Source organism: Aneurinibacillus uraniidurans (genome assembly GCF_028471905.1).
GTDB classification, from domain to species: Bacteria; Bacillota; Bacilli; order Aneurinibacillales; family Aneurinibacillaceae; genus Aneurinibacillus; species Aneurinibacillus uraniidurans.
This window is the reverse complement of record NZ_CP116902.1, coordinates 2193371-2215201: the sequence shown is the minus strand read 5'-3', so window position 1 is coordinate 2215201 and position 21831 is coordinate 2193371. Positions and strand designations below refer to the sequence as shown.

The following is a 21831-nucleotide window of genomic DNA, read 5'->3' as shown; positions in this document are numbered from 1 at the left end:
CATAAAACATGAAGCAGAAAGCCAGCTTTTGGCTGCGTACAGATACAACGGATGTTGGCACAGAGCGAGCACGCCAGATTAAGATCGTGGATCGTATGATTTTGATCGTGATACTAGCTGCACTTATCTACATCTATTTTATAAACGAACATAACGGAATCAAAATTGTAGCAACACTCTTTTTCATCGCGCTGCTTGCTGTGTATGCCGTGAAAAAATATGAATATATCGAGTACCAGGAAGAAATCAGCAGCGAAATTACGAAGCTTGTTCTCTTAGATGAAGAAGGAGAACATGTACGCGAGTGGCCGATCCAGGGGATGACCTCTCTATTAATTGGCAAAGGCTCAAAGCAAAACGAAGTAGATATTGATCTATCAAAAACCGAATATGCATCACTTATCAGCAAGCAGCATGCCGTGCTGAATTATTCTGCCGGCTGCTGGTATATCGAAGACATCGATTCAAAGAATGGGACTGGAATTCAGAAAGCTCATACCGATCAAAAAAGCAAGCTGCAGGACCATTCACCGCATCCGATTGGTGCCGGGGATACGATTTACATAGCGAATACACGAATCATGCTTACATAAGAGGTCTTGACTTAAAGTAGACGGGGGAATGAATGATATGAGTTTGGCACGATGCGCAAATGGACACATGTTTAGTACAAGAAAACACGGCAGTACATGCCCCTATTGCAACATCTCGGTAGAAGCAGGCGCGAAGAATGAAGGAAGAAGAATGATGATGGCAGAGGAAGATGAAAAAACGATGCCATACCTCGGGGAAATGGACGGAATCGAGCCGGTGACCGGCTGGCTTGTTTGCATAGAAGGACCGCAGCTCGGTCAGGATTATCGCATTATGGCGGAGAAGAACTTTATCGGCCGGGCGGAGGAGATGCACATTCAGATCATCGGTGATAACGCGATATCAAGACGAAATCATGCGGTAATCGTCTACGATCCGAAAAAACGGAACTTTTATTTGCTGCCGGGAGACGCCTCCGGTCTTGCTTACCACAATAACGAAGCCGTGTACTCTCCGGTAGAGCTAACCGCGTATGACGTACTAGAGCTTGGCAGAAGCAAGTTTATTTTTATTCCGTTGTGCGGTGCTCACTTCGAGTGGGAAGGCAATGGCGGTACCGAGTGATAAACATAATGGGAAAGCAGGAATTGGGATGGGCATGATCGGTGTGTTTATCATTATTCTTCTTGTTTTATGGTACATAAGGCAGCGCTTGCTGATGGAGGAACCGAAGCAGATGCTCCAGATTGGGAATGGACAAACGATTGGCAGGCGTGCGGAACAGGATGATTATTTCGCAACTGCGACAACTCCACTTGGCACGATAGCCGTGCTTGCTGATGGAATCAGTGGGCTGGCCAATGGCAGGCTGGCCAGTACGATCGCGGTAGATGTATTCATCCAGGAGTTCCAAAAGCTGACTAGCATCGAACAGATCGAGAGCTTCTTTGCCCGCGCTTCTCGTCTAAGCAACAGTGAGATTATTCACACCCTGCGCGGAACGAAAGGGGGAACAACGATTGTAGCGGCGGTAATCGCAGACGGTTACTTGTACTGGGGAGCGGTTGGCGACAGTCTGATCAAGATTTTTCGCAATCAGGACTTCATGACTGTGAATCAGAAGCATGTGCTGCAATCGGTGCTGCATGAGCAATACCTGGCCAGACAGATCACAAAGCAGGACGTACTCAATAATCCGCTGAAGCACAGGTTAATCAATTACATCGGCTACGAAGGCTTTAAAAACATTGAAATCGGCCAGCAGCCGCTTGCTTTGTACAAAGGTGATAAGGTCATTTTGTGCAGTGACGGTGTGTACAACAGCATAACAGAAATCGAGATGGCATACATTCTCGCGGAGGCTGCCTCTCCGTATGATGCAGCACAGAACATTATTGAAGTCATTGACTGTAAAAAACTGCGGAATCAGGATAACGCAACGATTGTCATTGTAGAAGATGGAGAGCAGGGATACGGATGAGAAAAGACAACAGTGAGTTTCAGACATCCTTTCTGTCTGAAGCTGGTACATTGCTGACAAACAAAGACTACTTTGCTTTTATCGAGCTCGACGGCAAAGCCTGCTGGGTGCTGGCACAAGGGCTGGATTCAGACCGGGAGATCGAAAGCGCGGAGATTGCGGTCAAAAGTGTACTCGGGAATTTTATGAACCGACCTACTATGTCGCGGTTCAGAATTAAGAAATACATACAACAGGCGCACCGCTTGCTGCAGGAGGAGAGCGTGCGGGTGCGGCTTAAAGCAAGTCTGATTATGGTCGTCACCGACTATTCTAGAATGATCTGGGCCGGGGCGGGGAATACGCGGATGTATCACTTTCGCAATGGACGGTTGAATCTCCGCAGCAAGGATCAGAGTTTGGCACAAACAATGGCAGATCGGGAAGAAATCTTCCCGGATAAAATTGACGAACATGAAGAACGGGGCAATCTGCTTGAATACCTGGGCAAGCCGGATGAGTTCAAGCCGTTCGTATCCCAGAAATACAAGCTTGTGGACGGGGATGTGATTCTCCTTGGCACATCTGGACTATGGCAGGAAGTAAATAACAGCGAAATGCTTGACGCAGCAGAAGAAGCACAGGAACCCGCGCAGCTCGTTGATACACTCGAAGAAGTCTTGCTCAGCAAGCAAAAGCAAACCATCCAAAACTATACGGCGGCTGCTATTTTCGTCAAGAAAGTATACAAAGAAGATCCGACGAAAAAAATCAGGCTTATCAAGCGCATTGCCCTCATCCTGTTTGTTTTGCTGCTGACAGGCGGTGGGGCTCTTGTGTACCAGATAAAAGCAGCAGAACGCCAGGCCGAAGCAGTATCCAGTATGCTGGAGCATGACAAAAACGGCGATGCTTTCATTAAGGATGGAGAGTATGCCAAAGCTTTGAAAGAATACAGCGAAGCACGGAATGCGGCAATCAAAGTTAAAGATAAAGTACATACCCAGCTGATCGGAAGAAAGCTGAGTATAACTGAGCTGATTACAGACGGTGACACGTTCGTTAAAGATGGCGACTACGTAAAAGCGATTAGCAAATATGAAAAAGCAAAGAAGGCAATCGAGGGGCGCAAAGACTTTAATGAGAAAGAGCTGGATGAGAAGATAAACAACTGTCGTTCCTTCGCCCAGATTTTAGGCTGGATAAAAGATGGTGACATGAAGGCGGAAAAGCAAGATTACGTAGGTGCTAGAACCCTCTACTTGAAAGCGAAAAAAGCTGCGGTTACCGCTTCCTTTGCCAACGGTGAAAAAGAAGCGAAGACAAAGCTGGAAGAAGTCGAAGGAAAGCTGACTGAGCTTGAACGGGAAAAGAAGCAGCTTGATGCCGAGAAGCTGGAGAAGAAGGGAGACAAAAGCTTAGCGGAGGAAGACTTCGAAGGAGCGATCCAATCGTATTCTCTTGCTCAAGAAGTGTATCAGGATATCGACATGCTAGAGAAAGTGCTAGGCATGGAGCGGAAAATTACAAAAGCAGAAGAAAAGCTTAACCCGGTTCCAAAGGGAGGGGCACCAGCAGCGGAAGCAGGAGCAGAAGCCGCCCAAGAACCACCGCCTGCACCAGCAAGCCCTGCGCCAGCTGCAAAGGGAGGAGCCAAGTAAAATGTCCATGAAAGAGATTGTCCTTGATCGATTGCAGAAAATCGAAGATCTCGAACAACGCAAGCTACTAAAAAACATCATGACAGGTGTTTTTTTGCCGCTTGTCGAGTATCAGGAAGAAATGAACCGCAAGCTAGAGGAGCGAGTTTTTCAGCAAGTAGCTGAAACCGAGGAGCGCTACGACATTTATACAACAGTATGCCCGCGGGATGAGCTTGATCCGCTTCATGAATTTTTGTATCCGATGCTTCAGCAAGACCTTGAGAGGACACTGCCCGATCTCGCAAGCATCCGGGCCGGACTGGGCAAGAAGAAAGAAGTCAAATTACTGACCGTATTTTTAGCATGTGAGTTTCTGAAAGTGCGCGAGCTTATCGAGCGTCCTAGAGTATTCGGAGGCAAACTCGTAACCACACAGGGGACGCGAAACATTCAAGTTCGCCTGCGGCAGAACCGGGCGTACATTCAGGAAATCGAAGCGCTGCATACGATTTTTCAGCAGAATGGCGTTATGTGGAAAACAATCAATCATCCATACGCCTATAAATTTTTTGATATGCTGCTGATCAGCTGTGAAGGAGAGATTGCAGAGGAAGAGGAGATTATCGAAATCAGTGTGCATCTAGAAGAATACGAACCGTACAAAAAAATTGATATGATCCCACTCTGGAACATCGAATGCCTCACCTTAAAAAACCTCGGCTTCCCGGTTCCGGCCGATGACAGGGTGAATTTTGAGCATGTGCTGTCGGTACGCAAGACCGGGACGGAGCATGGCTATCTCGTAGACGGAGACGAGACAAGCATCCGGTACAGCAAGCGGACACCAGAAGAAATCACGATCGTCTCGCCCTGTGAAAAATCCGGTACGTGGGACGTGCGCAAAATCACACAGCCGACCCAGGGCGGAATAAGTAGCAGACAGGCATATGCGCTTCTATCCAACAAAAAAAGAAAAGACCGTTTCCTTGACGGCTTTGCCAGTAAACAGGCAGCCGTAGTCAGAGCCAGGGGAGAAATCATGCGAATCATTCATTCCTTTGAAGCGGCAGACTGCTTCGAGTTGACCCATATCGAGGTTGGCACGATGTCGGATCGAGTCGCGGAAACGTATAACATGAACCCGTTTCTCCTCGATGCCATTCGGCTAGAAAGCGAGAAAAAAACCATCCGGCTTCATTTTACAGCACATACAGAAAATCACTTCATTCTGCACGATATGATGAGCTTTCTTGTCTCCGAAGTACAGATGTATTTTCCTGATTACAAGTGTGAAGGGGTATTGTCGTGAACTATATCTGGGAAGCGATCATAAAAGCAGAACAGAACGGGGGCAGCCCAAAAGATATCTGCTTCGTTGTCGCTGACGTGTACTCTCCTTATATGGAAGTAAACAACGTCATGCTCAATACCCGGGTTGTGGAAGAGCAGATCGAGATTAACCCGTATTATCGCTTTTATGACATCTTCCGGGACTTATTCGATCCGAACAACAACGAACATATGGAACTGCGCCAGCAGATCTTTGATATTCTCATTCATTTCCTCGCCGACATTGATCGGATGCAAGGGATGAACAAGCAGGAGTACTACAGCAGATTTGTCATTCATGACATGGAGACCGGAATGTTCGGGGATAGCTGTCGGGAGAAGAGTAAGCTATTCAGCCAGGCTGAGAAGGAAGTCATTGCCGCTAACCTGCTGCGGCTGTATGAAACGGGAGAAGCGCTGCATTTGTTCAAGGATACGGTACGCAAGTTATTCAAGAACTCAATTTTGTACGCCAATCAGGAAGGGAAAGATGAGTTGCTTCTCTATATCGGGCAGACTGAAACGAGCGCAGCGAGAGACAAGCTGACATTGCTTGAGACGATTTTTCTTCCGCTTCCGTTTCATACAGAGGTGTACTGGGGGAATCATTTCGGAATTATTGATGTGGAAGAAACGATGCAGATCGACAGCATCGCATTGTACTGATAGAAAGCGGGAGAATGCCATGAGCTATTCATATAAGCTGCATTTGCATAAAAACGGGCAAAAAGAAGAGCGAAGCACGATGCGGTATACGCGAAGTGAACTGGAGGATATGACGACTTTTCAGCTTCGCAACATTTGTTATAAAGAGAAGCTGGTGAAAGGCTTGATTAACACACTGGATCGGGAAGCGCTCATTCAGACGATTCTACGATTCAAAAGTGCGGAGGAAAGTCTGTTAATCGATGAGCGTCAGGAAGGCGGATTCAAGAAAGTAGAAGACGTCCTACGGCAGTATTTGCAAACCCCGCTGTCTGGGGGCGGAGAAATTAAAATTCCAGCTCGCATGATGATCTATACCGGCTTACGGATTGATCGCCTCGATCAATACCGGGTAGAAGGGGCCGGTAGTCTGACGGATTCGAATGTACTGATCGTGAACGACCATATGGAACTGTGCGGCATTTTGCATCTCGTACGGGATGAAGTGGATGGTAGCTGTTATCTCACCACAAAGAATGAAGTAGAAATTCGCCGGACCACCAACAAAAACTACAGCCTGCTTTTTTTCCGCAAGCAGGATTCGGAATACATATACCGGGCGTACTACAACGATGCCACGATGCCACCTGCTAATCTGCATTACTATAAAATCCCGATTGCCGATCTGGAATTCCGGGAGCTTGAGCAAACAGAAACGGTATTGGCGATTGACTTCGGAACATCCAATACGACAGCCGGAGCCTTTCTCGACAATCACTACGTTTCCACACCGTGCAGCAACGATCTGCTTAATGGACGCATTCAGCTCGGTAGCATCAACTTCGTCACATTTCCTGACCGGACAGGCAAAGATGTGGAATGGATTGAGATTTTGCCGACGGTAGTCGCTGTAGCGGATTGTGCCGACCCGAAGCACGTCACGTACCACTTTGGCTATGAAGCGCTGAAATATATGCGGAAAAATGGCTACAGCGGTCATGCCAGTGTATTCCATGGCATCAAGCGATGGGTGAATCGATATCGGAAAACCGAGGAAGTCATGGACGGACACGGCAACACCGCCTTCGTAAAGCGAAGCGATATCCTGCAGGCATACATGCTGTATGTCATTCAAACGGCGGAGCATCAATTCAAGTGCCGGTTCAAAAATTTACACATTTCAAGTCCGGTCAAGCTGAAAACACAGTTTCTAGACATGTTCACTAACATTCTGCCGGAATACCACATCGAGTCCGACAATGCTCTTGATGAAGGAATGGCGGTGCTGTTCAATACGATTGCCGCTCAGATTGAGAAAAATCAGTTTCTCGATGGCGAAGAGTATAAGGCACTGGTCATTGATTGTGGGGGCGGGACAACAGACCTGTCATCGTGCCGCTTTCGCATTGAGGATGGACGAATTTCGTATAAGATCGACATTCACACCAACTATGAAAACGGAGATACGAACTTCGGCGGCAACAACATCACGTACCGGATCATGCAATTCATGAAAATCATCTTTGCAGAGTACTACAGCACCGGACGGGTACGGACGGACATGGACATTCTGATTCCCGTGCCGAGTACCGACATTTTCCGGCATGTAGATGAGTGTGGGGTACAGGCGGTATATGAAGCGTTTGATGCGGCTTATGGAGAAGCAGAGAACATCATTCCGACTCGCTTTACCGAATACGAGAATCGGACACGGGATGAATACCAGCGTGTGAAAAATAACTTCTATTTCCTGTGGGAAATCGCAGAAGAGATGAAAAAAGAGTTCTTCCAAAAGACAGGTATCCTGCGCAACCGCTTCTACGCAGAGAGTGAGCACCGGCGCGAACATGATCTGAAGATTACCCCGGTAGACCGCTGGTTTTTATCCGTCCGGGAGAATGGACGCTTTACGGATCGGTATGAGTGCCCGGATGTTGTGTTTACGATTACGGAAATTAATCAGCTGATTCGGGCCGACATTTATGAGATCGTCCGCAAGTTCCTTGAAGGCTTCTATGAGGAAGGGAAGCTTCAGGAATACGTGATCATCAAGCTGACCGGCCAGTCGTGCCGCATCGATGTGTTCCGGGAAGCGCTCAAGGAATTCGTACCGGGGCGAAGCATCGAGTTCCGGCAGAAGGCGGATGACACAGGCAAGGTGCCGGACCTAAAGCTTGCCTGCCTGCGCGGAGCGATCCGGTATGTGAGCGCCCGAAAAGCAGGGGCCATTGAAGCAAGCATCACGAATCATGCCCCGCTCGTTCCGTACTCGGTGACGGCCTTTACCCATAATCAGCGGGAGAAAGTGCTCATCCAGAACCACGAGAAGCTCAGTCAAGTTCAGGGCTTCATCTCCCGCCCGATCAGTGTATCCGAAGTCGAGCTGTATGTGAATGGGAGTGATGGACAGAGGCGGTATCCGTATACGTACCGGAATCGGTCGGAAGAGTATCGAGCGGTACAGTATGAAGACATTGCGGCGATGTATGGGTCGAACATTCCGCAGGAGGATACGGACTCGATTGGAAACGGAGAGGTCCGGTTCTTCGTGTTCGCCAGACCGGATCACTGGGGCTTCCACGTTGTCCCTGTGTCCCGGCAGAATGAGCAGTTGTATGTAGGAAAGAAAGCGTTCGTCGCATTTGAGGCAGACTTGTCCGAGCTTGATTACTTTGATGGATGGAAGTAACAAGGCGAAGGGAGGAAACGATACTGTTTACGCATGTGTATCCAAGCTTTGCGAAAGGAAGAATTCTGAAAAAAGAAATGCTGGAGAATATTCGGGATTATCCGCGTACCTTCTTCGATATTCAGTACGAGTCGTATTCAGATGGCATTATCGCAGGCGCAAATGTACAAGTAGGAGACGACCACTTGACGATTACAAGAGGAATCGTTAAGCACAAGGGTCGGATGTATATGCTGGAGAGCGAGTATTCGCTTCCGTATTATGCAATTGGCACAGAAACGGTGCTCAAAATCCGGTTCATAGAAGAAGTGGTCTCGCCAGATTTTATATCATACAGTACGGAAATTGTATTGGATGATCAGCTTCAGATTCAGCACGATGAGCGAGAATTGGGACGGTTTAAGCTGAAGAAAGGAGCGCGTCTGCGGGCGACATACCAGGACTTCGATGATTTTGCGACCGAGTACAATACGATCAATCTGATTCATGTGGAGCATGCCAGCTTTGGTAACAGCACGCTGAGTCCGGTTATGTTACGGTATTTTGCTACAGACATGTTGAAGAGCGGTAGCTCTGATCCGTATGATATTAGTTTTGCCATGCAATGCATGAAGGGGGAAACCATAAACCGGGAGCTACTCTTGCACTATCTAGCAATCCGGATGGGCATCGACTATACGGACTATTCGAACGTGCAGATCCACAAATATTTGGCGTATATTCTGGCAGATACGAAGGGGGGACGGAGGACGAAGCGAGTGGGTGGCGTACCGCAGCGGATTATTATCGACTGAGTAGTGGAAGGGATGAGATGCCTGATGGAATATATGGATGAGAAGATTGTAGAAGTAATGAGCGACAGGCAGAAAGATAAGGCCCGACATGAAACAAAAAGTCATACGGATGACTCGGCACAACAACAGACGCCTCAAAGGATAATAAAAATCAAAGGTGACATCCTGGCCTTTGAAGAGAAAAGCCTGCTTGAAAATAAGATTAGCGTTCCGTTGCCAAAGACGTTTTCCCTCATGCCTCCTGAAATGGCGGCTGTCAAATACGCATCGGAGAAAAGGCCGACTGTCATTTATGGGAATGAAAACTTTTCCATTACAATCGCATTCAACCATACGGAAAGCGCGTTGCGCGAAGAAGATATGGAGACGTTTACGAACGATATGATCCAAATTTTGAAACGAACGCAACCATTGGCTCGCTGGTTAGAACAAGGTGTGAGAAACGTGCGAGAAAAACGCATCGGTTTTTGTGAATTCATCGTTCCCGTTTGGGATGATACGCTATATAATTTGTTCTTTTTTGCCGAACTGGACGAACGGGTTCTCCTCTGCACCTTCAATTGCCCAGAAGAAGAAAGGAAAGATTGGAGGCCCATTGCAAGAGGGATAATGGATTCACTAACCCTGCATGCGAACGAGAAGGGAGAGGAAAAAAGATGAGTCTTTCGGTGATCGCCTATCATAATTTACAGATTGCGCCGTATGAGTTAACGCACATATTGGAGCTGACCATCACGAAAAAAATCAATGAACATGCCCGACTTTACTTTACAGGGATTGTACCGGAGAAGCTAAAAGACAGCTATGTACAAATGACAGAAGCCCAAACGAAAATCAAAGTAAATCAACGGGATGAGAAGGCAGGAAGTATTCCGCTCTTTTCAGGGATTGTCTTGAATGTGGGCATTCGGGCTGTGCGGGATGTTTATTATATCGAGGTCGAAGCCGCCTCCCATACGTACAATCTGGATGTGAAACGCAAAAGTCGTTCGTTTCAAAACAAGAACATGCCGTATGGGGCATTGTTACAAAAAGTTGTAGCGGGTTATTCCGGTGTGGATGTTATGGACGTGGTTTCTCATGGTGCGCTGCTTAAAACATTTACGATGCAGTACCAGGAAACGGATTGGCAGTTCTTGCAGCGCCTGGCATCCCGGTTTCATACAGGACTCGTGCCTGCCTCGACATTTGACAACCCGAAGTTTTACTTCGGTGTGCCGGATGGACCGACGAAAGGTAAGCTAGAGGACTTTCATTACAGTGTAAGAAAAAAAATAGCGGATTTCCGTGTTTCCTCGGATAACTACATTCCAGGGATCCATGAAAATGACTTCATCTATTATGAAGTCGAGACGGATAAGGTGCTGCACATTGGAGACCGCGTGAGCTTTAAAGGCAAAACACTTCTCGTATCAGAAGCGTATACGCAGATGACCAATAGCTTGTTAAAGCATCGGTACATTTTGTGCTCCCAAAAAGGGACGAGCCAAAATACGAGATATCAGACGGATATCACGGGAGTATCCATTCAAGGGAAAGTCATCCAAGTAGAGAAAGACAACGTGAAACTGCATCTGAAGATTGACAAAGAACAATCCGTATCGGAAGCGTGGTGGTTTCACTATTCTCCAACGTATACGGCAGAAGGACACAGCGGCTGGTACTGTATGCCCGAGCTGGGTGATGTAGTTCACGTATACTTTCCCAGTCAGAAGGAAGAAGAAGGTTTGGCGGTTCGCTCCATCCGAAACGATTCGAGTGCAACGAACAGTAATAAAGTAGGGGACCCGGATGTGAAATACTTCCGAACCGCAGCAGGGAAAGAGGTCATGTTAAGTCCGGATGCGATTGTGATCTCCGCCAAGGATGATGAAATTTTCATCAGATTGCATGAAAAAGACGGCATCCAAATCTTCAGCACCAAGAACATCAAAATCATCTCGCAGCAAAACATTCAAATGAACGCGCAAAAGAAAGTCATCATCTCGGCCAAAGACGAAATTACGCTCACGTGTCAGGAGAGCAACATTACGATGAATGGAGACACGAGCATTACGGGCAAGGAATTAAAGACGAACTAGTAGGGGGCAGGCAGATGAGAAAAGAAGAAGCGCTTGCTCGATTTATAGAAGAGGTAGCCCAACCGAAAAGTCAGGAAACAGTAGGGAAGCTAGAACAGCATTTTCACAGGCATAAGGATGAACATGCAGAGGCGTTTATTCGGTCCTTTCAACTGCTTTGCCGCAGGATACAGACAAAACAAGCGCAAGGAGAAAAAGGGAAGATCGGGTATATTACGTACTCGATGCTGCGGACGGAGATGATGGAGGGACGCTATTACTATCTGATCGACGCTTCGGATCGAGGGTGGTTTTTCGACCGGATGGAATGCCAGGAAGAGTATGATGCGAGCTGGGCCTTTCATTTTTTGGATGTGTGGGGATATGAGCTGGAACGAGAAGCGAAAGCCTATATGGGAAAGATTACGGTACCAGATATTGAGCGGTTGAAGCGAAAAGAAGCGAAAAAGTATAACGCGTATATGGTAAGTCTGGCCCGATATGCGATGCCACAGGCACTCCAGGTAGCCGAATATCGGGAGATCAAAAAAGAAGAGGAGCTAGAGGTCCGCGTCGGGGAATACCTGGATTCTAGTGAAGTGGTATACAAGGAAGATACGCGCGAGAAAGACGCCAGCGTGATGAAAGAATGGTTGGAGGAAAAGGAAGAGGGAGTGTACGCCTATGAAGTGTTTGCTAACCTGGACTTGTTTGATGGGGAGTATGCAGGCATCGACTTGCGCTACACGGACGTACGCCATAGCACCTTATCCCACAGTAACCTGTGCCAATGTGTACTAGTCGGGACAAACTTCATGAAGGCCTGTCTGGAAGGAGCGAACTTCAGCTCCAGTCTTATTCATGAAGCGAATTTCGGCGGTAGCAATCTCCGGGGAGCGATTTTTCATCAGGTGGAAGGCGTACGGGGGCTGCTCGATTCTTCTGACTGGACCCGACCGGGATTTCAAGCGGTGAATTTTGCGGGTGCGGACCTAAGCGGTGCGGATTTCAGTGGGGCGAATCTTACGGGAGCGGTATTTACAGGGGCGAAGCTGACGGACACCAATTTCACCGGAGCGAATGTAGAACAGGCCCAGTTTTCAGAGAAGGATCGTGACACCATCGTGCTGGATGATAGGCAGCGAGCCGGAGTCATATGGAGATCGTGACAAGGGGAGGAAACCAATGCGATATTTTAGGATCGTCCAGGATGAACGAGTTCCAAATGCGGTTGAGCCAGTGGGAATCTCCCAGATCATGGAGGAGAAAGACCCTCCTGTCGTTCAAATTCCGGTTCGAGAGTCAGGCGAATTTGTCGATTTCATCGAGCGCCCACTTCCGATTCTGTCTGATCGGATGAAGAGAGTGGTGACGATGCACGATCCGTATGTGCCGGTGAAGCTGGTCGTTCTCGTCGATCGAAACGAGGGGAAGCAGGAGGTATACTGGCATGTCATGCCCCCACATGTGGAATGTTTGTCTGCGAAAAGCGAATTTCATCGGGATGGTACGGTGAAGCGGCTGGTCTTGGAAGAAGAACCGATCAAGGGGTATCCGATGTTCACGATTGCAGGAATTCGGGAACGGTCGATCGTGGTGAATCTCACTGTGGCAGAAAGCTTGTTGAGACGAGAGTGTCTGGGGATTCGGTTGAAGCGGGTGGAGCTGGAATCGTAACAGGGAAGGGGGAAGAAGGGTGGCTGACCGTGCTGATGTTTTACAGTACTTTCAGACTAAAGACGAACAGGAAGAGGAGAGTTATGTTGTAGTAGGGGCGACGATTCGATGTAGTGGCTGTGGAGGTGGAACACAAAAACTTGAATTGCCTGTATCTCATGGGGTATGCGTAAAGGATAAGCCACAGATGAATATACAGGACTATAAGGTGGGCGAAAATATTAAGCCGTTTAAGTTCTGTACGAGTTCATCGAATCCAAAAGTACAAGCAGCAGAACTCCGGCCTGTTACTTGTACACCCGTGATCGAAAAGCCGTGGATAAATGGTAGAGATGACAAAGAAGTGGAAGGATCTCCGGCGCTATCGATTAAATCGACGGTGATATGTTCCAATGGGGGTACGATTAGCATTGAGAATGACGGACAAGAGCTCTCTTTGGAGGATTTACTGAATGAAGCCTATAATTTTGGTGAAGGATTTGTGCAGCAAGTTTTCCAAAATGGGAAATCAATGTATGATAGTGGGAAGGCAATCTGTGAGAATCCTGTAGGGGCGATAATAGGCGTTGGATATATAGCGAATGAGTATGGAGCAATTAGGGCTGCTAGAGAGGCATGGACTACGATAACAAATCCGGCAGAAAGCTATAGGCAGTATCAGAATGCTGTTCAAGAGTTCTGGAGGGATGTCGACAAGGAAGCCTTGGAGATACAAGAAAGGATCGAGAAGGATGGAATATCTAAAACATTAGGTGCCGTTACGGGAGACGTAGCAACATCCTATGTGACTAGGGTGGTGGGAAAAGCGCTTAAGGTATGCGCGGGAGAAGGGTTAAAATTTAACAATGGAAACTCTAAGCCAGGTGATAAAAAGAACTCCCATTCTGATAATGATAAGAAGAAACAGGAAAATACTGAGGGGAAGGGTAAACCTAATGGTGGAACAGGTAATACTCATACCAAGGTAAAAAGTGATGGTGAACAATACACTAGACAGGGACGAAACAAAGTCCTAAAACCAAATGTTGAATATACCACTGAAGCAGGTCATACTTATAAGACAGACAGTAATGGACGTATAATAAGTTGTGAAGGAAAACTTAAATTAGAAGAAAGTAAAAGAAATAACCATGCTCAGAAAGTGGCTGGTAGAAACGATAGATTAGCAGACGATGATGGCGGACATTTAATAGCAACTAGATTTAAGGGTTCAGGCGGTCTTGACAACATGGTTCCTATGAATTCAAATCTGAACAGAGGAGAATGGAAAAAGCTTGAGAATAAGTGGGCTCAAGCGCTTGATCAGAAAAAAAGTGTGGAGGTGAAAATAACTCCTAGGTATCAAGGGAATTCACAGCGTCCTGTAAGTTTTGATATAAAGTATAAAATTGGTGATGGGAAATGGAAACTCAAAGAATTCAAAAATAAGCCTGGAGGAATTTGAATATGGATGAAATAAGATTGAATAGCATTTATCAAAAAATTGCACAGACCGTAATTGAAACAATACCAGAAGAGTGGTTCAAGGTATTTATATACGGTGAGATAACTGAGGATGTAAGAACGTCATTCTTTTATTATTACCCAAATAATAATGATATTCCAACATATAGCCATGATATTCCAAACCTATTTGGAATAGATGAAGAAGAGTACGTAGAATTATGGCGGCAGTTGTTAGATGGTTTGGAAGAATTGTGGTATGAGTTTAAGAACAATGGACAAGAACCTTGGACAAATATCACTTTTATTTTTGATAATAAGGGTAATTTTAAAATCGACTATGATTATGAAGACTTATCGGATGCAGATGATGATGAAAGAGGTATTATTTGGGAACATAAATATTTAGGCCTTATCCCAAAAGATGAAGATGATAGGTTATTTTTGGAGGAATATCTAAAAAGTATCGAAAACAAAAACGAATGATTAAAACTATTACCTACCCCAAACGATTACCAATATTCGTCTGGGGTTTCTTTTCGCCTAAAATTTTCATACACAAACCCTATGCAAGTTACGGAGGACTAGAACGATGATGCGAGGACAAACAACTACCTGCGGAGCAACAACTAGAAAAGGAACAAGGTGCCAAAACATCCCGATGAAAAACGGAAGATGCCGGATGCACGGTGGAAAAAGTACAGGTCCAAAAGACCGGGAAAAGTTGTGTAGAAACAAAAATGCCGCAGGCAACAAAGCGAGGATTACCACAGGGGAGTATGAAACCATAACGTGGGAGAAGCTAACAGCACAAGAACAAAACAAGCTACGGCAACGACATAGCTTACAACCTCACCAACGAATCAATAATCCTTATGTCATGGAAGAGGTACGTATAGCAAGAATGATGCAGCGAAGCCGAGAAGAAATAGACTTTTTCCGTTATATTAAGATTGAGAATGCAGTAACAAGGATACAAGGGAAAATGCTTAAACAGATTTGCACGAGGGCACAGCGATAACCCACGAGAACCGGGCATACAGGTTGTTCTACAAGAAATCCCACGGAACACACCGGATCGGGGAAGAAACGGCGTGAGCGAAAGTGCTCGTAGGTATAAACAGTATTCTTGACACTAGATGGGACATGTGTCATACTTCTACCCATATCCTACGCATCTGCGTAGCTTGCGGATTGTCCGCATCCTTCGAAAACTTCTACACTTGCAAAAACTTATCAAACACACTTCGAGCACTTGATTGCCTTCTGGGTAATGCAGGTGCTTTTTGTTTTGTAAGCCGCAAAAATGGAAGGGGGGGAATATAATATATAGTCCACTAAGTACTAAGTTTTTATAGATCCTATGAAAAAAAGTGTAGCAAGCAGAGGGGAGAATAGGAATGACACCAAGCGTTTCTGTAGACAAGATTGTGCTGGAATATAAAGACGTGCCGCTGTCTGTCTTTTACCGTTTTTTTATACGTGTGTTGTTGCAGAAGTACAAGGTGCGCTGGAGAACATACCGAAAATTATACTGTTATCAGTTTCATGTACGATTAGAAAAGGGGGAATATCTGCATGTGTTTTACAAGAACTTTCGGGAGAAGGAGGGATTTTTACATACGTTACGTCTAGAGACACGACCGGAATATTATAAACGATTAAGCGAGATATGGGACTGGTTAGGACAGAAAGCGAGTAGAGTAGACTTTGTAAGCTGTGATATGGCGTATGATGTGCCGTTTTCGCTAGAAAATGTAGTGATGATGAGCCGCGATGTACGGCGAGTGTTGCGCTTGTATGAGACGACTCGGTATTTTGGAGCGCCACGCCAGCGAAAACAGGATGGCTATTGTCGGGTGTACGATAAGAAGCAGGAGCTTTTGGACAGGCACGGGATCGAGATTGAAGGAGAGTTAACACGCATTGAGATGGTGTACAAGCCAGTTGAGAAAGTAGAGTTGGCACAGATACGAAACCGTCCGCCGGAACAGAACAAGCACTATTATGCGGCCGTGATAATAGACTGGACAGCGATGAAACAAAAAAAGGTAGAACAAATACGAAACATACGGGACGGAACAAATGTATACACGCCGTATATACGAAAAGGAGTAAAAGAAGCACTTGCCAGCCAGTATGTGCTAGATTTCAACGGGCTGGCAAGGAAAGAGTGGGAGAATATACTTGAGCCGGTGTATATGGCGGTGCTGGGGGCAGCTTAGTGTTTTTCGAGAACAAGCAAATCGCTAATGGATACATCAAGTGTTTCACAGAGAGAAGCGAGTGTACGTAGATAGATACGTTGAACCGGTTGATTGCATAACGTACTGACAGTAGAAGGACGCAGACCAGCTTGGTGGGCAAGCTGTTTTCGCGTCTTTTTTTGTTCGATCAGAATTTCGTTAAGACGAAGCCGGACGGTATAGGGCATAATGGGGCACCTCCTTTTGTATGACGTAACGGTTGGATATAGTGTACGGTCTGCTTATGAAGAAAACGAGCAAAAAATTACGGGTTGTGCAAATTTTGGACGAGGTCGTATACTACGCATCAACGGTAAAGCGTTACGAAAATTACAATTTTCTTTACGGGAGGGGAAATACATGAGGCAGAAAGTGGTGGGCTATGTACGGGTAAGTACCACTGGACAGGTAAAAGACGGGTACAGCCTTGCCTATCAGGTGGAAGAAATAGAACGATACTGTGAAGCGAACGGGCTTGACCTTGTACATATGTATGAAGACAGAGGAATAAGTGGCGCAAAAGTAGACGAGGCGGAGTTGACCATTGAACGAGAAGGCTTACAGGACATGTTGTATGACCTGCGATGGCGAGAAGTAGAGAATATCGTTGTACTGAATACGTCGAGACTGTGGCGCTCGGACATGGCAAAAGTGTTAATACAGCGAGAGTTGCGCCGCTACAATGTCGATGTAAAGGCAATTGAACAGCCGAACTATAGTATTTACACGAAAGACCCGAACGACTTTTTGGTAAACGGGATGCTGGAATTGTTAGACCAGTATCAGAAGATGGAAATTGCGATGAAGCTCGGAAAAGGCAGAACAAAGAAAGCAAAAGAAGGAGGATATGCGGGAGGAAGAGTCGCGTTTGGCTATACAGCAAAAAAAGGACAGAAAGTGATACAGGTCAACCCGGAACAGGCAAACATTGTGCGCCGCTTGTTTGTGCTTAGAGAAACAAACCCACTATGGTCGCTGTCGCAGTTGGCAGAACAGCTAAATAAGGAAGGCTACCGTACTCAACGAGGTAAGCGGTTTACAAAAGTACAGGTGAAAAATATGCTGGACCGCAAGGCATTTTACCAAGGTATGTATACATACGGTGGCATACAAGCTGTTGGACAGCACGAAGCAATTTTATAAAAAATTTTCTACGGCACTTAAAAAATAGCCCCTTTTTATTATAGGTTAAGCAGGTTGCGTTGAACAAGAAATAAACGGATAGGCTGGCGTCCCACTGCGGGTCTTCGGACTAACGCTTGAACTCAGGTTGCCGACGTTTATTTTTTGTTCAACCCCATTCGTAAAGAGGAAGGATGGTTGTTTGATGCACTATAAGCAGACGCATATTTATATCGGAGTGGACTTGCATAAGAAAACCCATACGGCAGTGGTGATCAACTGCTGGCATGAAAAGCTAGGGGAACTGACTTTTGAAAATAAACCTGCCGCTTTCGATGAGCTAGTGGACTATGTACAGTCGTTTACGAAAAAAGGCATGAGCCCTGTGTATGGATTAGAAGATGTAGGAGGATATGGCCGGGCATTAGCGGTCTATCTTCTAGAACGAAAACAAAAGCTCAAAGAGGTAAATTCGGCGCTTTCGTATGCGGAGCGGAAAAGTTACCCGACGACGCAAAAAAGCGACAGTTGGGATGCGGAATGTGTAGCCAAAATCCTGCTAAACAAACTGGACGAATTGCCGGACGCAAACCCGCAAGACGTGTACTGGACGATTGGTCAACTGGTAACGAGGAGGAATGGACTGGTAAAAGGGTTGGTCGCGCTGAAAAACCAATTACACACGCAGTTAAGTTACCATTACCCCAGCTACCGAAAGTTTTTTAGTGACATTGACGGCAAATGTGCGTTAGCGTTTTGGCACCGCTTTTCTGCGCCGCATTGTCTAGACGGAGTGTCTGTAGAAACACTGGCGCATTTTTTACGACAAGCCAGTAACAATGCCTGTTCGACACGAAAAGCAGAGGACATTCTTGCCTTGGTACAGGCAGATGGTGATACGACAAGAAGCTATCAGGAACAGCGTGATTTTTTAATTCAAAGCCATGTGCGAGATATTCGGTTCAATAAAAAGGAAATGACCCGTGTAGAAGACGAATTAAAAAGGATGATGAAGCTTCTCGACTATCAATTGGACACAATGCCGGGTATCGACTTGGTAACAGCTTCCGCATTAGTAGCGGAAATTGGCGACATTAACAGGTTTGCCAGTGCGAACAAGTTGGCACGTTTTGCCGGAATTGCGCCTGTTAATTTTAGTTCAGGCGGTAAGGGTACGAACCAAAAAAGCAGACAGGGCAATCGGGTACTGCATGGCTTATTTTACAATTTATCCGTACAGCAGGTGCAGGTATCCAAAGGCAGCAAAAAACCACGCAACCCACTATTTTACGAATACTTCAACCGCAAAAAGGAAGAAGGCAAAACGCCAACGCAAGCGTTAGTATGTATAATGCGTCGTTTGGTCAATATCATCTATGGCATGATGAAAAATAAAACTGCTTTTCGTATGCCTGAACAGGTAGAACAGCAAGTAAGCTGACCCGCAAAAAAAGGTGGCATTGTTTAGCACAAATAATAGCCGCCATTCGTTGTAGATTGCTAGCTTTACAACATAGGGGACGGGTAATACTTATACTCCTGTTGAATATAAAGGTACAACTAAAGTGGGTGGGCAGACGAAAGATATTAGTAGGCGAGTGTATCAGAGGAGCGATATCGATTGGAATCAAGTTGACCCAGCAACTGGATTAACTAACCTTGAGTTAATGAAAAAAGGTAGACCACCGTATTGGAAAGATGGTACGAAAGTAGAACTCCACCATACCATCCAGTTAGAACCTGGTCCAATGGTAGAATTACCTGCTAGTTTACATGATGAATATAGTAAAATATTGCATGGACTAGTTGAAAATGGTGGTAGTTTTAGGAATAATCCTGCATTAGAAAAACAGTACAACAATTTCAGGTCAAAGTACTGGAGATGGAGAGCCAAACAACTTGAAGGGAAAGAGTAAGATAATTTGTATTTTCAGGAGGGGTAAAAATTGGAACGTGACGAATTGATTGCTTTTATTCAAGAACACTCTGACGATACTGATTTTACTGGTGGAATCCCCGATGAGGACACCGAGAAAATCGAAAGTAAACTAAAGGTTGAGTTTCCGCAAAGCTATAGATGGTTTCTAAAAAACTATGGCTCTGGCGGACTGTTTGGTGTAGATATACTTGGTTGTGGGAAGTCTTCAATTCCTTCTGTAGTATCAAATACTGAAAGACTTCGTAATCTTGGACTATCACCTGAATACATTGTCATTGAAAATTGCGAAGAATTTTTTTATTGTCTTGATACAGGAGATTTATTGAATGGTGAATGTCCAGTTATATCTTGGGATAGAGTAGCAGGATTCAGTGGGAAACGAGCAGACAACTTTTATGATTTCTTATCCAGTAGACTAAGTGAAGCTAAAGAGAATTGGGATGAAGACTTTTAAGGGGTTAGGCTACCCAGTACCGAATGAACACATTCCGCAACTATAATTACTAAAAATTCCATCAGCAAGATTACAAACAACAAACCAAACACTAAACAACTTGACAAAAACACTTGAGAATCTTTCAAAGGCTTATTCCAAATTGAACGATAAGGAGGAATAAGCCTTTTTTGCATGTCCAAAATTGAAGGGGTAAGACAATGGTAAAGCAGGTACAGGCGGGGGCTACCCAGTGCCGAGTAAGTCGCATCCTTTACTACTAACAAACATAACCCTAATTATGCCTATACGATATTACTGCGATTTCCCTGTACGTACATCATGGCATATATTGAAAAATATAACCTATTCCTCGTTCCAAGACCTTTCATATCATCCTCGATATGACCAGTTTCCATCGTTTCTTTCTCCGAAAATGTTATCTTCGCTATCTCCTGATTTTCCGAAATTCGTATTTTGTCGCAACTTTATAACGGGATATTGCGGTTATTAGTAAGAAGAATTGAAAACCGTGGGATGTCATCTGAAAAAACATCGCAACTTTTTCTGAACATGTAGCGATTATTCTGTATAGGAAGGACATTATCCATCTGGTAACGTGCCAGTTCATATAGATCATACGGAAGGTCATGTGGTAAGGGCTAGCCACCTTCCCTCTAATTAAGCGAGAAATTCGTTAAAATTTTTGAGGGGGGAACACATGAGCAACACCAAGCTATCCATCGACAGAATCGTCATCGAGTACAGAGATGTCTATTGGTCATTCTTCAACCCGTTCAAGCAGAGCATCTGTGATTACTACGGGATTAAAGAGTATATCGGGAAAACGGGATTCAAGTACCATCTTCATATTCGGGAATGCTCTGACCGTTACTTCCATATCTCATATCAGCCCTATCATGAGCCAAAGTCCATGAAGCATACGTTACGCATTGAAACGCATCCTGACCATTTGGAGTATTTCCAGCCTATTCTTGATGGGTTGAAGGCAAATGCAAGTACCATCTGGTTTGTCCGATGCGACGTAGCTTTTGACATTCCGTGCCCGATGAATCAGGTCTTTACGGCATCAAGAACAGGTAGACGCATGAACCTATACGAGGGAACAAGGTACTACGGGAAGAAGAGTCAGCGACAACAGGCAGGTTATTGCAGGGTGTACGACAAGTGCAAGGAGCAGAAGGAGAGGAAGAAGAAGAAGATGGCGGGGGCATTGACGAGGGTGGAAATTGTGTACAAGCCCGAAGAGAAAATTCCGATGGACTCATTAGTTCAGTTTCCACCCACGTTTAATAACCTGTATTCCTGCTTTATCCTGACTGATGTAACACCATTAAAGCCTGAAAAAAGAGCGATGGTGTTGGCTGTGCAGCAAGGACTAATGACCATGGATGACTTTACCTCCCATCACAGACGAACGATTCAAAAATTGCTTGAATCACAGGAAACGGTAGATTTTGACCAGATTGCACAGGAACAGTGGGAGGAAAACGTAATTGTGCCATGCGCTTTACTATGCGGAACAGTAAGCCGAGTGAAAGCTGGATGATGCGTTACTCAATCTCGATCAGGTCTTCAATGCGGATATTCAGAGTTTTACAGATAAGTTCCAGTGTCTCAAGGTACACCCTATCTACCTTCTCGGAACAAAGATGATTGATGGTACTTGCTCGAAGACCTGTCATACGTGCCAATTCACGTTGAGAGATGCCTTTTTGCTCCAATATCTGACGGAGTTTAATATAAACTGCCATGCGAACTCCTCCATAAAGAATAAGTGACGCTTAAGCGTACTAT

Annotated in this window: 23 protein-coding genes; 21 read left to right on the top strand and 2 right to left on the bottom strand. The window is 45.6% G+C overall.

The genetic code is table 11. The features are described 5' to 3' along the window. Positions 1–8 precede the first annotated feature (8 nt). From PO771_RS11060 to PO771_RS10985, 16 genes are all read left to right on the top strand, one after another. Positions 9–593, top strand: coding sequence for an FHA domain-containing protein (locus PO771_RS11060; RefSeq protein WP_272559729.1), 585 nt, complete (start codon positions 9–11; stop codon positions 591–593). A 37-nt stretch (positions 594–630) separates the two neighbouring features. After that, the gene (locus PO771_RS11055) at positions 631–1158 is read left to right on the top strand and encodes an FHA domain-containing protein (RefSeq protein ID WP_272559728.1); all 528 of its coding nucleotides are present in this window, start codon (positions 631–633) and stop codon (positions 1156–1158) included. After that, entirely contained in the window at positions 1142–2014 is an 873-nt protein-coding gene (locus tag PO771_RS11050) for a PP2C family protein-serine/threonine phosphatase (RefSeq protein WP_272559727.1), read from the top strand. Before PO771_RS11055 ends, PO771_RS11050 begins: the two co-directional genes overlap by 17 nt. Beyond that, positions 2011–3654 carry a PP2C family protein-serine/threonine phosphatase gene (locus PO771_RS11045; RefSeq protein ID WP_272559726.1) on the top strand — a complete coding sequence of 548 codons (1644 nt, stop codon included), beginning with the start codon at positions 2011–2013 and terminating at the stop codon, positions 3652–3654. Before PO771_RS11050 ends, PO771_RS11045 begins: the two co-directional genes overlap by 4 nt. Positions 3655–3661: 7 nt before the next feature. Further along, positions 3662–4945, top strand: coding sequence for a normocyte-binding protein (locus tag PO771_RS11040; protein WP_272563145.1), 1284 nt, complete (start codon positions 3662–3664; stop codon positions 4943–4945). After that, a complete protein-coding gene (locus tag PO771_RS11035; protein ID WP_272563144.1) occupies positions 4936–5631 on the top strand; it encodes an iron-dependent peroxidase in 696 nt (231 codons plus the stop codon). Before PO771_RS11040 ends, PO771_RS11035 begins: the two co-directional genes overlap by 10 nt. Positions 5632–5650: 19 nt before the next feature. Continuing rightward, positions 5651–8299, top strand: a complete 2649-nt coding sequence (locus tag PO771_RS11030) for an acetate and sugar kinases/Hsc70/actin family protein (RefSeq protein ID WP_272559725.1) — start codon at positions 5651–5653, stop codon at positions 8297–8299. Between the two features lie 23 nt (positions 8300–8322). Then, positions 8323–9093: a DNA and RNA helicase gene (locus PO771_RS11025; RefSeq protein ID WP_272563143.1), complete on the top strand. Its 771-nt coding sequence runs from the start codon at positions 8323–8325 to the stop codon at positions 9091–9093. A 24-nt stretch (positions 9094–9117) separates the two neighbouring features. Continuing rightward, the gene (locus PO771_RS11020) at positions 9118–9753 is read left to right on the top strand and encodes a hypothetical protein (protein WP_272559724.1); all 636 of its coding nucleotides are present in this window, start codon (positions 9118–9120) and stop codon (positions 9751–9753) included. Then, a complete protein-coding gene (locus PO771_RS11015) occupies positions 9750–11174 on the top strand; it encodes a contractile injection system protein, VgrG/Pvc8 family (RefSeq protein ID WP_272559723.1) in 1425 nt (474 codons plus the stop codon). Before PO771_RS11020 ends, PO771_RS11015 begins: the two co-directional genes overlap by 4 nt. A gap of 14 nt (positions 11175–11188) precedes the next feature. Continuing rightward, a complete protein-coding gene (locus PO771_RS11010) occupies positions 11189–12322 on the top strand; it encodes a pentapeptide repeat-containing protein (protein WP_272559722.1) in 1134 nt (377 codons plus the stop codon). A 16-nt stretch (positions 12323–12338) separates the two neighbouring features. After that, a complete protein-coding gene (locus PO771_RS11005) occupies positions 12339–12830 on the top strand; it encodes a serine protease (RefSeq protein WP_272559721.1) in 492 nt (163 codons plus the stop codon). 19 nt (positions 12831–12849) lie between these two features. Next, positions 12850–14274 (top strand): DNA/RNA non-specific endonuclease, encoded by a 1425-nt coding sequence (locus PO771_RS11000; protein ID WP_272559720.1) that lies wholly within the window; start codon positions 12850–12852, stop codon positions 14272–14274. 2 nt (positions 14275–14276) lie between these two features. Next, positions 14277–14759, top strand: a complete 483-nt coding sequence (locus PO771_RS10995) for an antitoxin YezG family protein (protein WP_272559719.1) — start codon at positions 14277–14279, stop codon at positions 14757–14759. Positions 14760–14865: 106 nt separating this feature from the next. Further along, positions 14866–15294 carry an HGGxSTG domain-containing protein gene (locus PO771_RS10990; protein WP_272559718.1) on the top strand — a complete coding sequence of 143 codons (429 nt, stop codon included), beginning with the start codon at positions 14866–14868 and terminating at the stop codon, positions 15292–15294. A gap of 379 nt (positions 15295–15673) precedes the next feature. Beyond that, positions 15674–16498: a replication initiation protein gene (locus tag PO771_RS10985; RefSeq protein WP_272559717.1), complete on the top strand. Its 825-nt coding sequence runs from the start codon at positions 15674–15676 to the stop codon at positions 16496–16498. Here PO771_RS10985 and PO771_RS10980 read toward each other — a convergent pair. Further along, positions 16495–16707 carry a helix-turn-helix domain-containing protein gene (locus tag PO771_RS10980; protein ID WP_272559716.1) on the bottom strand — a complete coding sequence of 71 codons (213 nt, stop codon included), beginning with the start codon at positions 16705–16707 and terminating at the stop codon, positions 16495–16497. The genes PO771_RS10985 and PO771_RS10980 overlap by 4 nt on opposite strands. 172 nt (positions 16708–16879) lie before the next feature. Between PO771_RS10980 and PO771_RS10975 the strand changes: the two genes are divergently transcribed. From PO771_RS10975 to PO771_RS10955, 5 genes are all read left to right on the top strand, one after another. Beyond that, a complete protein-coding gene (locus PO771_RS10975; protein WP_272559715.1) occupies positions 16880–17662 on the top strand; it encodes a recombinase family protein in 783 nt (260 codons plus the stop codon). Positions 17663–17846: 184 nt separating this feature from the next. Continuing rightward, positions 17847–19082: an IS110 family RNA-guided transposase gene (locus PO771_RS10970; protein WP_272559714.1), complete on the top strand. Its 1236-nt coding sequence runs from the start codon at positions 17847–17849 to the stop codon at positions 19080–19082. Positions 19083–19206: 124 nt separating this feature from the next. Continuing rightward, a complete protein-coding gene (locus PO771_RS10965) occupies positions 19207–19557 on the top strand; it encodes an HNH/ENDO VII family nuclease (RefSeq protein ID WP_272559713.1) in 351 nt (116 codons plus the stop codon). 30 nt (positions 19558–19587) lie between these two features. Beyond that, positions 19588–20034 carry an SMI1/KNR4 family protein gene (locus PO771_RS10960; RefSeq protein WP_272559712.1) on the top strand — a complete coding sequence of 149 codons (447 nt, stop codon included), beginning with the start codon at positions 19588–19590 and terminating at the stop codon, positions 20032–20034. Positions 20035–20734: 700 nt separating this feature from the next. Continuing rightward, positions 20735–21583: a replication initiation factor family protein gene (locus tag PO771_RS10955; protein ID WP_272559711.1), complete on the top strand. Its 849-nt coding sequence runs from the start codon at positions 20735–20737 to the stop codon at positions 21581–21583. A gap of 4 nt (positions 21584–21587) precedes the next feature. Here the strand turns inward: PO771_RS10955 and PO771_RS10950 are convergent, their stop codons facing one another. Continuing rightward, on the bottom strand, positions 21588–21788 hold the full coding sequence (locus tag PO771_RS10950; RefSeq protein ID WP_043065508.1) for a helix-turn-helix domain-containing protein: 201 nt from the start codon (positions 21786–21788) through the stop codon (positions 21588–21590). Positions 21789–21831: the final 43 nt, after the last annotated feature.